The 14,012-nt window shown below is 56.2% G+C and carries 12 protein-coding genes; 5 read left to right on the top strand and 7 right to left on the bottom strand.

What is annotated here, in order from left to right; genetic code table 11:
- Window position 1: 1 nt before the first annotated feature.
- On the bottom strand, window positions 2-766 hold the full coding sequence (locus AB9F27_RS09205; RefSeq protein WP_335586061.1) for an SDR family oxidoreductase: 765 nt from the start codon (window positions 764-766) through the stop codon (window positions 2-4).
- Window positions 767-1,110: 344 nt separating this feature from the next.
- On the opposite strand from AB9F27_RS09205, the gene AB9F27_RS09210 reads away from it, so the two are divergent.
- Window positions 1,111-1,680, top strand: coding sequence for a hypothetical protein (locus AB9F27_RS09210; protein WP_335586060.1), 570 nt, complete (start codon window positions 1,111-1,113; stop codon window positions 1,678-1,680).
- A gap of 24 nt (window positions 1,681-1,704) precedes the next feature.
- Here the strand turns inward: AB9F27_RS09210 and AB9F27_RS09215 are convergent, their stop codons facing one another.
- The 6 genes from AB9F27_RS09215 to AB9F27_RS09240 are packed head-to-tail and all read right to left on the bottom strand — an operon-like array spanning window position 1,705 to window position 8,168.
- The gene (locus AB9F27_RS09215; RefSeq protein WP_335586059.1) at window positions 1,705-2,559 is read right to left on the bottom strand and encodes a PfkB family carbohydrate kinase; all 855 of its coding nucleotides are present in this window, start codon (window positions 2,557-2,559) and stop codon (window positions 1,705-1,707) included.
- Window positions 2,556-3,614: a sn-glycerol-3-phosphate ABC transporter ATP-binding protein UgpC gene (locus AB9F27_RS09220; protein WP_335586058.1), complete on the bottom strand. Its 1,059-nt coding sequence runs from the start codon at window positions 3,612-3,614 to the stop codon at window positions 2,556-2,558. Before AB9F27_RS09220 ends, AB9F27_RS09215 begins: the two co-directional genes overlap by 4 nt.
- A gap of 2 nt (window positions 3,615-3,616) precedes the next feature.
- The gene (gene argH, locus AB9F27_RS09225; RefSeq protein WP_335586057.1) at window positions 3,617-5,095 is read right to left on the bottom strand and encodes an argininosuccinate lyase; all 1,479 of its coding nucleotides are present in this window, start codon (window positions 5,093-5,095) and stop codon (window positions 3,617-3,619) included.
- The gene (locus AB9F27_RS09230; RefSeq protein ID WP_335586056.1) at window positions 5,092-5,961 is read right to left on the bottom strand and encodes a carbohydrate ABC transporter permease; all 870 of its coding nucleotides are present in this window, start codon (window positions 5,959-5,961) and stop codon (window positions 5,092-5,094) included. The genes argH and AB9F27_RS09230 overlap by 4 nt, the downstream gene beginning before the upstream one ends.
- On the bottom strand, window positions 5,961-6,848 hold the full coding sequence (locus AB9F27_RS09235; protein WP_335586055.1) for a sugar ABC transporter permease: 888 nt from the start codon (window positions 6,846-6,848) through the stop codon (window positions 5,961-5,963). The genes AB9F27_RS09230 and AB9F27_RS09235 overlap by 1 nt, the downstream gene beginning before the upstream one ends.
- Window positions 6,849-6,908: 60 nt before the next feature.
- Window positions 6,909-8,168, bottom strand: a complete 1,260-nt coding sequence (locus tag AB9F27_RS09240) for an extracellular solute-binding protein (protein ID WP_335586054.1) — start codon at window positions 8,166-8,168, stop codon at window positions 6,909-6,911.
- 105 nt (window positions 8,169-8,273) lie between these two features.
- On the opposite strand from AB9F27_RS09240, the gene AB9F27_RS09245 reads away from it, so the two are divergent.
- The 4 genes from AB9F27_RS09245 (at window position 8,274) to AB9F27_RS09260 (ending at window position 13,914) form a co-directional block, all read left to right on the top strand.
- A complete protein-coding gene (locus tag AB9F27_RS09245; protein WP_335586053.1) occupies window positions 8,274-9,440 on the top strand; it encodes an ROK family protein in 1,167 nt (388 codons plus the stop codon).
- Between the two features lie 12 nt (window positions 9,441-9,452).
- Window positions 9,453-11,792: a PIG-L family deacetylase gene (locus AB9F27_RS09250; protein WP_335586052.1), complete on the top strand. Its 2,340-nt coding sequence runs from the start codon at window positions 9,453-9,455 to the stop codon at window positions 11,790-11,792.
- Window positions 11,776-12,639: a DMT family transporter gene (locus AB9F27_RS09255; RefSeq protein WP_335586051.1), complete on the top strand. Its 864-nt coding sequence runs from the start codon at window positions 11,776-11,778 to the stop codon at window positions 12,637-12,639. The genes AB9F27_RS09250 and AB9F27_RS09255 overlap by 17 nt, the downstream gene beginning before the upstream one ends.
- A 585-nt stretch (window positions 12,640-13,224) precedes the next feature.
- Window positions 13,225-13,914, top strand: coding sequence for a L,D-transpeptidase (locus AB9F27_RS09260; protein WP_369757663.1), 690 nt, complete (start codon window positions 13,225-13,227; stop codon window positions 13,912-13,914).
- Window positions 13,915-14,012: the final 98 nt, after the last annotated feature.

The following is a 14,012-nucleotide window of genomic DNA, read 5'->3' on the forward strand; positions in this document are numbered from 1 at the left end:
CCTACCAAAGCGATCCCGCGTTAACTTGAATGTCTTCCATGGTGATCGCTCGTCCAGCATCGCTCACAATGAAGGCTACAAGCTCGGCTATCTCTTCGGGTTGTACGAGCGCGCCTTGTGGATTGGAGGCTTCATATTTCGCCTGTACCTCAGCGCGCGTGGCGTCCGTTTCGGCCACTTCCTGATCGACAAAATGTTTGAGCATTTCTGTCTCAACCCAAGTTGGGCTGATGCTGATGCAGGTAATCCCATGCGCGGCGCCCTCAAGGCTGACACAGCGTCCCAAGCCCAAAAGACCCGCCTTGGACGCGCAATAAGCTGCATTGTCGATCATGCCATTGTGCGCCGCGACAGAGGCGAGGTTTATGATCCGGCCCCAGCTTTGTGCCTTCATCAATGGCATCACCGCGCGGATCATTTTAAACGTGCCGGTCAGGTTGGTGTCAATCGTATCGTCCCAAAGCTTGTCGGAATGATCAATAACGCTCGCTTCTTCATAGACGCCAGCCGTGTTGACCAAAATATCCACTTGGCCATGCAAGGCCACGACGTCCCCCACAAACTTAGCAACGCTTTCGCTGTCGCGCACATCAAGCGGCGCAACGTGAATTGGCGCACCAACCGCGGCATGTAGCTTCGCCACGACCTCCGCGTCACCACCGCGCCGCGCCCCAATGCAAACCACCGTTCCAGAGGCATGTAACCGCTTGGCAATCGCAAGGCCCATGCCCGACAGGCCACCACTGATGATCGCAATTTTTTTCATATCTCGTTCCGCCTATTCGTCGTTGCACGATTGGTCGCCCTTCGTCTTATGTCGAGGTAGGCGGTAAATTTCAATCAACGAATAAGCTTGCTAAAATGGCGGGTATTGCATCAACCACGATGCCGCGCGATATTTGATTGCTGTCGCACAATGAGGCTACAAAATCGACATTGCTCACGAATGCGTTACCGAAAGGTCGCATCCCTTGTTTATCGAACTGTTACAATTATGTGTGGTGGCCGCTTCCTTGATATCAAATAATTGAGCCCCCACCGATGTACACTTTTTTGTCCGGTAACAGCCGCAGACTATGGTATTGGCTACGCATTGCATTTGCGATGGGAATGGCTGTCGTGGTGGTCGGAGTTGCGAACCAAATCTTCCCCTTAAATACAAGTGAGGATGGCTTTATTGAGGCGGCGGAGTTGATCGTCATTATCGGCATGGTGCTCGCCTGGGCCATTGCCGCAGTGAAGGCCGCGCTAAGCCATGTCGAGTTTCGCGCTGGCATCGTGGCCATTTGCCTAACGTTCACCGCCGTTTCCTTTGCGGGGGTTGGGCGCGAAACGACTTGGGGTGCGATATACGGACTGGACCCCGCAACCGTGAATGTCTTGATGATGGCGTCTGCGATAATCGTGATTTTGTTGCTTGCAGGCGCCTTTACACTGATCGTGACGCACCTCAAGGTCTCCAAAGCTTTCCTAAGGAACTTCATCACGTCGCGCCCGATGGGTTGGATTCTATGTGGGTTCATATTGTTTGCCATTGGCGCGGCGTTTGAGGAAAACTTTTTAAAGGTCGAGCCGCATCAACTTTTCGAGGAAGTCTTCGAGTTCTTGGCCTATTTCTGTATTATTTTCAGCGCCGTATCACTCGTCTCGACGCTGGGCGTCAAACATTCCTCCAGTTAATGACAGCGAAGGAATGAGCACGTCTTAGCCCCGTTTCAAATAGCTCGCACCACCAAGGGATTGCACCGCCGCGGACCCGCAGGCGTTGCCTTTGGCCAAGCATTCGCTCAACGGGGCTTGCTCTAGCCAACACGCTAAGAAACCCGCGTTAAACGAGTCGCCTGCACCGGTGGCATCAATGACCTCAACTTGGGCGGTGGTGCTGTGGGTCCAAGCGCTGTCTGTTAAGGCCCGCGCACGGGCGCCATTCTTGCCGCATTTCACAACGGTGAGCGGCGCGCAGACTTCTGGTACGCCGATGGCCACAAGGGCGGCAGCCTCGCTTTCGCTGGGCAAAAATACGTCAACGGCGGCGATTAACGCTGCCACATCTGCATCGAACACGTCCTGCCAACCACAATCCAGCGAAACCGTAAGCCCTGCGGCCCGCGCGTGGTCCAGCAAGGAGGGCGTTTCACGTAATGTACTTAATTCGCCGATGTGCAAATGTGAGAAGCCCGTAAAATCAACCACCGCCGGATCAGGGGTGGCAGGACCATCGGCGCGGGTCAAAAAGGCGCGATCCTCCGCGTTGGCCATCACGACGGTTATCTGTGGATCGGTGCCAATAGCGGCGCGTTTACAGTCGGTTGCGGCAATCCCGTGCGCGTTCATATCCGCCAAAACGGTCGCATCGAACGGCGCGGCAGGCAGGGTCGAAAACTGCCGAACCGGATGCCCCAAAGCAACCAAAGTGGCCCCCGTAATGAAGGCCCCTCCTCCCGCATGCAAGGAAAGTTTTGGCGCAAAAACCTCGGTTCCAGCCGTCGGAAGACGGGGCGTGTTTGCGAAAACCAGATCACAGTAGAGCCTACCGGCACACATGATCGGCTTCTTCATGTCAGCGCCTCTCCACTTTCGGTGTCAAAGACATGCAGGTTTTCGGCATCCGCACCAAGGTGCACCGTTTCCCCGACTTCGGGCGGCGTTCTGCCATCTGCTTTGGCGATGATTTCGCCGGAGGGTGTTTCGACATAAATCAAGGTCTCAGACCCCAAAGGCTCGCGCAGAACAACCTTGCCTGTGAGAATCGGATTTGCGCTAGCAGGATGCAGATCATCTGGACGAACACCCAAAAGAACACTTTGGTTTTTGTTCGCGGTGAGCGTCGGCACATTGACGGTTTGACCAGAGGCAAGCGTCACGACCGTGCCGTCAATTCTCCCTTCCAACAAGTTCATAGAGGGCGCACCGATGAAGCGTGCCACAAAGGTATTTGCGGGTTTGTGGAACACCTCGGCAGGGGTTCCGACCTGCTGAATATGCCCGTCTTTCATGATGACAATCCGGTCGGCCATGGTCATGGCTTCGACCTGATCGTGGGTCACGAAAATAATTGTATTGCCAACCCGTTGGTGGAGTTTTTTGATCTCAAGCCGCATTTGCGTACGCAGTTGCGCATCAAGGTTCGAGAGGGGTTCGTCAAACAAGAACACCGCAGGATCACGCACCATCGCGCGCCCAATCGCAACCCGTTGGCGTTGGCCGCCAGACAGTTGGTTGGGTTTGCGATCAAGCAGATTGACCATATCAAGAATTTCGGCAACTTCTTGAATACGCTTCTCTTTATCTGCCTTCGGCATCTTAGAGGACCGCAAACCAAAGGCGATATTCTTTTTGACCGACATATGCGGATAGATTGCATAGTTCTGGAAAACCATCGCGATATCGCGTTCTTTGGGCTCAAGATTGTTTACTTCGCGCCCGCCGATTTCGATGATACCTGAGGAGGTTTCCTCAAGCCCCGCGATCATCCGCAGGGTCGTCGATTTACCACAGCCAGAAGGGCCAACAAAGACCACAAATTCGCCATCGGCAACATCCAGAGAGATGCCATGCAGCACCTCTGTTTTGCCGTAAGATTTCGTTAGGTTACGCAGGGCAAGATTGGCCAAGGTCAGATCTCCAGCAGTTGAGTGAAGGCATTGGTGCGAGCGGTATCGGCGGTGGAAATGCGCTGTTTTCGCATATCGCCGGAAGTGCAGAGGGTTTGCGTGGCGCGCGCACTGTCATCGAGCGCGCTTGTTAGTGCCGCAGGGGCTGGGCCGCCGATGCGATCTCGCAACGCCACGAAATTTTCAGGGCTAACTGCCGTGCGAAACGCTGTGTCGTCCATTACCGTTGCGCGGTCTGTCGCGGTTTGAAATGCCGCCTGAAATGTGGTGAACCCCTCGGAAAGTGGCGCACCGTCAAGGTTGCGAGCAACATGGGCCGCGATCTCGTGGGCTTGACGAAAGGTCAGCCCCGCGTCGCGCACAAGCGTATCGGCAAGCTCGGTGATCGTGATGCTCGCGGCATCGGTATTGCGGCGCACTTTTGCGGCATTGATTGAACACGCAGGGAGGAAAGAGGTTAGAAGTTCGAGCACCCGACCGCCACTTTCAAACGCCGCATAGCCCGCTTGTTGCACCTCGCCTTCGCTGTCGTTCATATCGGTGAACGGCGTGTTGTGCATCGTGTTCACCACCATATCGCAGCGTCCACAAGTGACGGACGCAAGGTGGCGCATATGTTCAATCGGCACCGGATTGCGCTTTTGCGGCATGATCGAACTGACCTGCACCAGCGCGTTGGGCACATAGAGTTGCGCCACTTCGAAGCTGGACCAGAAAGCCAGATCTTGCACCACGCGCCCCAAATGCAGGAACACAAGTTTAACGGCGGAATAGAGCCCCGTGACGTAATCCACACTGGCGATACAGCCGTAGGAGTTTACCAGCGGCCCTTCAAATCCAAGCAACTCCGCCATGCGGGTGCGGTCGATAGGGAACCCAGAGGTGGTGATCGCGGCGGCGCCCATTGGACTGTGGCCGAGGTTGTCGATCGCAGCGGACAGACGTTCGCCGTCTCGGTTCAATACTTCGATCATTGCCGCAAGGTAGTGGCCAAAAGTCGTTGGCTGCGCAGGTTGGCCGTGGGTATAGGCGACGATCAACGTGTCGGCCTCTGCGCGCGCTTTTTCGATCAGCGCATCAGTTAAGGTTGTAAGCTGATCCAGCATTGCTTCGGCGCGGGTGCGCAATGCCATTTTGAACAGCGTATGATCCATGTCGTTGCGGGATCGCGCGGTGTGCAGCGCCCCGCCAAGGTCGCCCAAGCGACGGCGCAACTCGGCCTCCACAAAGAAGAAATAATCCTCGTATTCGCCCGTATAAGTTAGGGCCGCAATATCGGTTTCCGCGTCAATCGCCGCAAGGGCCTGCGCGATTTTGCGCCCGTCCTGTGCCGACAAAATCTTGGTTTCGACCAGCATCACCAAATGGGCGCGGTTGATCGCCGCCATATGGCCTGCATAGTGGGTTTTGACCCCCTCAAACAGCGGTGCAAGCACGGTGTCTTTGTAGGTCGGGTCGGGGAAAATTGAGTGATCTGTCATCCTTTTAGTCCCGCCATTACTACGCCTCTGATAATAAACCGCTGAAAAATGAGGAACACGATCAGCGTCGGAATCGTCGAAATAGCTGCCCCCGTCATAATCAACTCCCACGCCACATCCGCCTCGTCGCCAAAGCCCGACAGGCCAACGGGGATGGTGTACATATCAACCGAATTGGTCACGATCAGCGGCCAAAGGAACGCTGTCCAATTGCCGAGAAACACAAAGATCGCAAGCGCGGCCAACGCGGGTTTCACCAAAGGCATGGCGACCGTCCACCAGATTTGCAGCTCGTTCAACCCGTCAATGCGGGCAGCTTCGATGAAATCATCTGGGACGCTTTCAAAGAACTGTTTCATCAGGAAGGTACCGAACGCGGTCATCAAACCGGGGAACATGATGCCCCAATAGCTGTCCAACCAACCAAACGATTGCGACATCAGATACCACGGGATCACCAACATTTCGGTGGGGATCATCAGCGTCGACAGAATGGCGATGAAAATAATTGTGCGCCCCGGAAAGCGGAATTTGCACAAAGTATAGCCGACAAGACTGTCAAACAGCAGATTACAGATCGTCGTGATTGTGGCGATAATGGTCGAATTCACAAACCACCAATAGAAGCGCCCGTCCTCAAGAACATAGGCGTAGTTATCCAGTGTCGGCTCATCAGGGATAAGGTTGATATTGTAAACTTCATGCGGCCATTTCAGCGAGGTCGAAATCATATAGGCAATCGGCATCACCATGATAATCCCGCCAAGAAACAACAGCAGCCAACGGATGATCTGGCCCATATTGCGTGGGCGTTTCGCGGGTTGCGCCGTTAGTAAAGTTTCGGCGGTGGGAGCGATATGAGACATTATGTGCTCCTCAGCAGGCGGAGTTGAATAAGCGAGACGATCAGCAGGATCGTGAACAAAACAACGGTTTGCGCGGCGGCATATCCCATGTCAAAACCGTTGAATGCGGTGTCATAGATCATCAAAACCAGCGGTTTCGTGGCGTTCAACGGCCCCCCCGGATTATTGGTGGTCATGTTAAAGACGTGGTCGAAAATCCGCAGAAACCCGATGGATGAGAACACAACGATAAACACTATCGTCGGGCGCAGGAGCGGCAGCGTGATCTGTGTGAGCACGGTAAACCAGCCCACCCCGTCGATCTTGGCGGCTTCGTAATAGCTGGTCGGGATGGCGCGTATACCCGCCATAAAAATGATCACCTGAAACCCAAGTCCTGCCCAAACGGCAGGCGCCAAAACGGCAGGCAACGCGTTGGTGGTTGAATTCAAGAAGCTGATTTGAGGGATGCCAAAACCAGCGAGGATATTGTTGAACAGGCCAATCGGCACGTCCTGATAAAACCAGCGCCAAACCCACGCCATCGCCACCGCAGAAGTCATAAACGGCAGGAAATACAGCATCCGCAAAAAGCCATGCATGAAGCGCAATTTATCAAGATGGTAGGCAATGATAAAGGAGAGCACGAGACTGATCGGGGTGCCAAGCAACAGGTAAAGAAAGGTATTCTGGAACACTTTCCAGAACACTGCGTCGTTCCAAAGCTTCTCGTAATTATCAAGGCCAGCCCACGTGCGACTGCCCAGTAAGTTCCAATTCTGGAAGCTAATCAGAATCGCGTTTCCCGTCGGATAGAAACGGATGATGCTATAGAAAAGCACGGGAATTGCCAAAAACGCCCAAGCCCATACGATCTGTTTTTGGCGAATAGTGAGGTTGCGATACATGGGGGCCCTACCTTCTTAAAATCCGCCCCGACAGGATATATCGGGGCGGATGTTTCGATTTTACTTGGCGTAATATTCGTCGAGCATGACTTGCTCGGCTTCTGCTGCAATCGCGAGGCTTTCCGCAGGTTCCATGCCTTCAAGCTGGATCCGCTCCACCATCTCAACAAGCAGTTGACGCTGGCTGGATTCATTCACAAATTTGGTGGTGTGCGCGTATTCCAACCCACGGATGAACGGACCAAAGACCGGATCATTCGCATTCGCTTCGGTCATACCAACGGAAGGTTTCGCAGGCAGTTCGCCCACGACATCAAGCCAGATCTGCATGGCCTCATCAGAGGTGAGATACTCCATGAACTTTACCGCAGCATCGTACTTTTCGCCCTCAGCTTTGGATGTGATCGCGTTCACCCAATAGGAGGAATAGTTGGATTGCACCCCATCTAAACCGGAGGGCAACTCCGCCACGCCCCACTCAAGTCCGCGTTGATCAGCAAGCGAACCGATACGGAAAGACCCGTCAATATGCATACCAGCACGGCCCGCTTTGAACGCCGCCTGAGGCTCGTCCATAAAGCCGATTGAGGTCACAGCGGAGTCGTTCATGAACAAGTTGGTGTAGTAATCCAATGCCGCAACACCCGCGTCAGTGTTGTAGTTTACGGTTTTGTAATCATCCAGATACGGCTCACCGCCATATTGACGTACCAGACCTTCGCGCCACCAGTGGTGATCTTGCGCAGTCATCCCCGCCGTGATGCCAACCGTCGTCAGATTGCCCGCACCGTCACGTTTTGTTAGGGCATTGGCGGTCTCAAGCAATTCATCTAGCGTGGCTGGTGGACCTTCAATCCCCGCCTCTTCAAACAGGCGCTTGTTGTAGAACAGCGCCAAGCTGCGAACGGCCGTTGGCAGCGCCCAATATTGATCGCCATCCTTCATCGCCTGAACCATCGGGAAGAATTCCGCGTCGATTTTATCCGCTGGGAACACATCCGCAGGCAAGGGCTGGATCAACTCTGCTTCAACATAGTCGTTCAACCAACCGTAAAATAACTGAACCACATCGGGGCCTTCGCCTGCGGGAATCGCGGCGGCAACCTTGGTGCGGTAGCTGTCATAGGGGAAGTGGTTCATCGTGACCGTAATGTCGGGATTTGCGGCCTCAAAGTTGGTGATCAGCGTCTCCATCGCGTCAACGCGTGCGTCAAAGAAATATTGCCAATATTCAATCTCAACGGCGCTCGCCGTGCTCGTGAACAATGCCGCAGATGACATCATCCCTGCAAATACTAGGCCTTTCAAACGTGTATTCATTTTTAGTCTCCCATTGGTGGCTGTAGCGGTCCATTTTTCGAACTCATGCATCAGGCTTAACTCAAATCAATTGATAATTCAAATGAATTGAGTTAAGTCCATTCCATGGTAGTTTTAAACTTTCAAGAAGGCAGCAATGCCGAACGGTCACGGTTCCGAAATCGTCAAGCAGTGCTGGGGCAAGTACGCACAGCGGGCGCCATTGGGCGTGCCGAAATTGCCCGCACCCTATCGCTCACAACCCAAACCGTCAGCAACATTATCGCCGAGCTGTTGCAAGATGGGATGCTTTTGGAAAATGGCCGCTTGAACGTCGGGCGAGGCCTACCTGCGATGCAGTATACGCTGAATCCCGAGGGCGGGTATGCGCTTGGAGTTGAAGTGCGCCCCGATGCGATATTTGCCGCGTTATTGGATTTGAACGGTCAAGCCGTCACTACCGAGCGGATCGCCCTTACCAAGACCGAACCAGATGTTGTCATCGCGCATGTAACCGATCTCTATGCCCGCGCGTTGGCCCAAGTACCGACGGCCACGGGACGGATGCTCGGCGCTGGTGTCGTAATGCCCGGCCCTTTCGGTGTGACGGGCATTACGGGTATGGGGACCGATCTCACGGGCTGGCAGGAAGTCGACGCGGAGGCGCTTTTTACCTATGCGTTGAAGTTGCCAGTCGTTCTGAGCAATGACGCCAACGCCGCCGCGATGGCCGAGCGCATCAATGGCGTTGCACAGGAATTCGCGTCCTTTGCCTATCTCTATTTTGGGGCTGGTTTGGGCCTCGGTCTGGTCAACGGCGGGCAACTTGTTCGCGGCGCTTATGGCAACGCTGGCGAAATCGGGCACATCCCGATCAATGGCCACGGCGGCAAACTTGAGGACGGATTGAGCCGCCACTCAGTACAGCGACACTTGCAACAGGCGGGCAAAGACGCCCATGATATCGACGCGCTGGATCGCCTCTTTCAACAAAACGATCCCGACCTGATGGCGTGGCTGGAAACGGCCAGCTTAACCCTTGGCCACGCGATCACCATTGTTGAAAACCTCTTTGATCCGCAAACCGTCGTGCTGGGCGGCGCGATGCCAGATGGCATTCTTGATTATCTGGTCGCAAATGCGCCCCTGCCCGAGGTCTCGGTTTCAAACCGTCCCGATGCGCCACACACCCGTTTGATGCGCGGCGCCTCGGGGCGGATGACCGCGACAATGGGTGCGGCGGCCCTCATTTTGAACCGAGCGCTCAGCTCGCCTCTTTCTCACGCTCACTAAAGGACGCGCACCATGCCATTATCCAATCAGGCGCGGATTGCCGCCGAACGAGATCGCCCCCGTATTGTCGCCCTGTGGCAGGCGCTCACCGCGCTAAAATCCACCGTGTCGTTTATGAACACCGGCGCGCATCCTGATGATGAAACCTCCGCGATGCTGGCCGCGATGCGGTTTCGCGACGGGGTGGATATAACTTATGCCTGCTCGACCCGTGGCGAGGGCGGCCAAAACGATATTGGCACCGAAACCGCCGCCGCTCTCGGTACTCTACGTACCGCCGAGATGGAGGTCGCTTGCGACCGTCTTGATCTACGGATGTATTGGCATTCCACCAGTCCCGAAGACCCAATCACCGATTTCGGCTTCTCCAAATCAGGCGTTGAAACGCTGGGGAAATGGGGCCGCGAGCGCACCCTTGCGCGGTTTGTTGATATTATCCGCACAGAACGCCCCGATATAATCTGCCCCACCTTCCTCGATGTCCCCGGTCAACACGGCCACCACCGCGCCATTACCGAAGCCGCGCATTTGGTCATGGACCTCGCCGCCGATCCTGAATTCGCTGGCAGTGATTTACCCGTCTGGCAGGTCAGGAAAATGTATCTCCCCGCGTGGTCGGGCGCTGGGCAAGCCTATGACGACGATCTGCCGCCGCCGCCCGCAACCCTCACAATTGCCGCAAGGGGCAAAGATCCCGTCACGGGCTGGAGTTATGCACGGATCGGCCAACAAAGCCGCATGCTACACGCCACACAAGCCATGGGCCGCTGGGTGCCAAACGGCACAGAAACCGATTTCCCATTGCACTTGGCGCATACGCATGTTGCGGGACCAGATGCGGACCTCGCCTCTGGCTTGGCCCAAACATTGCGCGATCTGGGCGGGGCTGATTTGACTGCCGCCCAAGACGCTTGCGATGCCGCTTTGGCTGCCTTCCCAAACGCGTCTGAGGTTTTAAAACACGCGAGCCTCGCCTTACAAGCCCTTCGCAACGCTTCGGAAAATGCCTCTCCTGCACAGTTGTCCGAATTCGGCCACAAGCTAACCCGCAAAGACCAACAACTTTCCCGCGTCATCCAACTTGCGGCAGGTGTCGACGCGCGCGCGTCGCTACAGGACGAAAAACTCCACCCCGGTGCGAGCACGACTATATCCAGCGAGTTCTCCGCCGACACGGGCGAGGTGACGCTTGCCCCAAGGCTCCCACAAGGCTGGAGCTTGGATGGCGCGACCGTGACGCTGGCAAACGACGCGTCCATCAGCGATCCCTACCCCGCCATCTATTTGCCCGACCAACCTGCAGCCCCTTGTGTTGACGTGACCCTGACGACACATGGCGTCACTACGACAACAAGCCTGCCGTTTGAGGTGCCGCCCGTTGTTGTGCCGCAATGCTCGGCCGCCGTGTCACCCGAAACAGATGTGATCAATCTAGCCCATAGCCGCAGGTCTTTTGTTATTGACGTTAGCGATATTTCCCCGCCTTCAGCGCAGGCAGGATTGCGCGTGCCTGACGGTTGGCACGTGAGCGAAAGCGAAGGGCGCCTCACCGTCACGGTTCCTGAAAATGTTGCGGTTGGACTCTACGATTTAACCCTGACGCTCGACGGCTTAGAGGCCAGCAGTGTGCGCCATATCCGTCATGACCATATCGCACCACGCGTCTTGGTGCGCCCTGCAATCGCCCAAATCCGTGTTGTGAATGCGGCCCTGCCGGATGTGCGGGTCGGATATATCGGCGGCGGCAATGATCGCGTTGCTACATGGCTGGAACGCATGGGGACTGAGGTGACGGACCTGTCCAATGTGCCGCTCACCGATGCCGCCCTCGCCGCTTGCGACACTTTGGTGATCGGTATTTTCGCGATGAAGTTCCGCGCTGGGCTGGCCGAGGCCATGCCCCGCATCCACGATTGGGTCCGCGCGGGCGGCACGCTGGTCACGCTCTATCACCGCCCTTGGGACAATTGGGACCCCGAGACGACAGCGCCCTATCGCCTTGAAGTCGGCCAACCTTCGCTGCGCTGGCGGGTCACGGACGAGACCGCTGCCGTCACCGTGCTCGCGCCCGATCACCCGCTGTTGCAGCACCCCAACCGCATTGAAGACGCGGATTGGGCCGATTGGCACAAGGAGCGCGGGCTGTATTTCGCCAAGAACTGGGACGATGCCTATACTCCGCTCCTCGCCATGAATGACGCCGGCGAAGCGCCGCTAAAAGGCGCAATCCTTGTGGCCGATGTTGGTTTGGGGCGGCACGTGCATACCTCGCTCATACTGCATCACCAGATGGAAAAACTAACCTCTGGCGGGTTCCGATTGATGGCCAACCTTCTTGCCAAACGAAGCTGAACACTCCCGCAACGGGCTAGCCGCGGGCTGGTTGCTCACGGATATGGCGCTGAATATTTGGGCGTTGTCGATCGTTAAGGCCTTGGGGCTTGGCTATCCTGCGTTTCAACTGGTGTTTCTGCGCGCAGGAGTCGGACTTCTACTCATGCTGCCGTGGATTTGGCGCTATCGACGGGCATTCATCGGCCTCCAAGACCTCCACCTGCATGCGCTGCGGGTGGCGTTTTCCGCCACAGCCCTCACCGCGAGTTTCTTTGCGATCACGCGGTTGCCGCTGGCGCTGTTCACTGCAGTAAGCTTTACGCGGCCGATCCTAACAATGCTTGCCGCCGCGTGGTTGTTGCGCGAAGTCATCACCCGTGACCGCTGGATCGCCGCAGCCATTGGCTTTGTTGGCGTTCTCATCGCCGTTGATCCGTCGGGGTTTTCTGGCAACTGGGGGCTGGCCGCGCAAGTCTTGGTGGTTTTCGCCGCAACGGGTGCGGTGATCACCACCCGCAGGCTGGTCGCCGCGCCGACCGTGGTGATGATGACCTTCTACACGGCAGGCCTGACCGTGATCACCGCGCCCTTCGCCGTTCTGGCTTGGGAACCCGTGCCCCTGCTGCAATGGCCCTTGCTCCTCGCAATTGGTGTCTTCGCGCAATCCGCACAGTTTTGCTTTCTCCGCGCACATCGCTATGGGCAAGCGGGGTATTTATCGGTTCTTTCCTACGCCAGTTTGGTGTTCTCGACGACGGTCGGGTATCTGGTCTTTGACGAGATACCCAAACCTGCATTTTGGGCCGGTGCCGCGCTGATTATCGCCGCCACATTATGGATCACGATGCGGCGGCACCAAAAATAGTGGGTAAAACCCGTCCGCCTGCTTTCAACTTTCGCGCAAGGACGCTGTCGGCGGAATGATGCCAAACGGCCCTTAAAAGTAACGGAAACGAGAGCGATTTGTTATGCTGATCGTTTGATAGCACATGGACAATGCGCGATGGATTGAGGATAAGGCGCGTATGCAGATGGCTCGGACCTCTTTATCATTATTGTTGATGCTGATTATGTTGCCTTGGGGCGCATATGCGGGCGGCGCTATGGCCTCGAAGCCTACGCCATATAAGCATCAATTATCATCGGTAAAAATTGGCCATTCGACCGCGCAGACGCTGGTGGTTTGGCTGCCAAGCCCCGCAAAGATCTCTGTTCAGAAGAAATGCCGCACCGCGACCCTTACGGGATCCCATTGTGGGCACGATCGTGCGCTGCCGGAGGCCACGAAAACCTCGCTGAAGCTCTCACAACCGACCCAGGCAATGTACTTCACTGTTTGGCGCGCGCGAGGGCGGGATATCGCTCCGCCACGGGCCCCTCCTCGCCTGTTCTGACTGGCTCCTCGGCGCATGGCGTCACACTCCCGTTCAGAACGTAAAAGGAAGACCTCATGTTTACCCGACGCTCCTTCGTCGCTTTCGGTGGAATGGCTGGCCTCGCGGCTTGTGCCAAACCTCCAGTAGTGCCAATTCCCCCACCCGCACCTGTGATCCCGCCACTACCCGCCTTTTATGGGGCGATTACCGATGAACGCTTTCCAATTCCTGCCGTTCGGGAAGGTGTCATAAAGCCTGAACTCTGGCGGCAGGAGGTTGCCAATCCGTGGCCAAATTACGAACGCGGCACGATCATAGTTGACCCCGACAGGGCTGTTCTTCATTTCGTCGAGTCTCCCGAAACAGCGATGCGATATGGCGTCAGCGTTGGGGCTGCGGGCTTTGAGTGGAAAGGCACGGCGCGGCTTCAGTTTTGGCGCGATTGGCCACGCTGGAATGTACCGGAATCTATGATTGCACGACGGCCTGAACTGGAACCCTACTCCGTTGCCAATGGCGGCATGGATGCGGGGCCGGGAAATCCAATGGGCGCGCGTGCGCTCTATCTCTTTAAGGACGGCGTCGACACACTTTACCGCATTCACGGCGATGCATCCGCATTGGAACTTGGAAAATCGGTCTCGTCGGGCTGTATTCGGATGCTCAATCAGGATGTGATCGACCTGAACAATCGCGCCATTCACGGCGCTTCTGTGATCGTGCTGCCATCGATGATGCCTGAGGGCCTTTCGGGCCTGTATTGACGGGCCAAATCACCCTGTAGGGAGTAAAAGTGCTCCCTACAGTCGGCGCCGTTAGAGTAAAGAGGCGGGCTTGATAGGCCCGCCCGTTCGTCTGAGAG

Origin of the sequence: Falsihalocynthiibacter sp. CO-5D18 (assembly GCF_041205445.1) — a bacterium.
Classification (GTDB): Bacteria; Pseudomonadota; Alphaproteobacteria; order Rhodobacterales; family Rhodobacteraceae; genus Falsihalocynthiibacter; species Falsihalocynthiibacter arcticus.

What these genes read in the sequence shown, in the direction of transcription:
- AB9F27_RS09235 (WP_335586055.1), bottom strand. Translation starts at nt 6,848, where the DNA reads ATGTATCGCAACCTCACTATTCGCCAAAAACAGATCGTATGGGCTTGG.
- argH (WP_335586057.1), bottom strand. Translation starts at nt 5,095, where the DNA reads ATGACAGATCACTCAATTTTCCCCGACCCGACCTACAAAGACACCGTG.
- AB9F27_RS09215 (WP_335586059.1), bottom strand. Translation starts at nt 2,559, where the DNA reads ATGAAGAAGCCGATCATGTGTGCCGGTAGGCTCTACTGTGATCTGGTT.
- AB9F27_RS09245 (WP_335586053.1), top strand. Translation starts at nt 8,274, where the DNA reads ATGGTAGTTTTAAACTTTCAAGAAGGCAGCAATGCCGAACGGTCACGG.
- AB9F27_RS09230 (WP_335586056.1), bottom strand. Translation starts at nt 5,961, where the DNA reads ATGTCTCATATCGCTCCCACCGCCGAAACTTTACTAACGGCGCAACCC.
- AB9F27_RS09250 (WP_335586052.1), top strand. Translation starts at nt 9,453, where the DNA reads ATGCCATTATCCAATCAGGCGCGGATTGCCGCCGAACGAGATCGCCCC.
- AB9F27_RS09205 (WP_335586061.1), bottom strand. Translation starts at nt 766, where the DNA reads ATGAAAAAAATTGCGATCATCAGTGGTGGCCTGTCGGGCATGGGCCTT.
- AB9F27_RS09240 (WP_335586054.1), bottom strand. Translation starts at nt 8,168, where the DNA reads ATGAATACACGTTTGAAAGGCCTAGTATTTGCAGGGATGATGTCATCT.
- AB9F27_RS09260 (WP_369757663.1), top strand. Translation starts at nt 13,225, where the DNA reads ATGTTTACCCGACGCTCCTTCGTCGCTTTCGGTGGAATGGCTGGCCTC.
- AB9F27_RS09210 (WP_335586060.1), top strand. Translation starts at nt 1,111, where the DNA reads ATGGCTGTCGTGGTGGTCGGAGTTGCGAACCAAATCTTCCCCTTAAAT.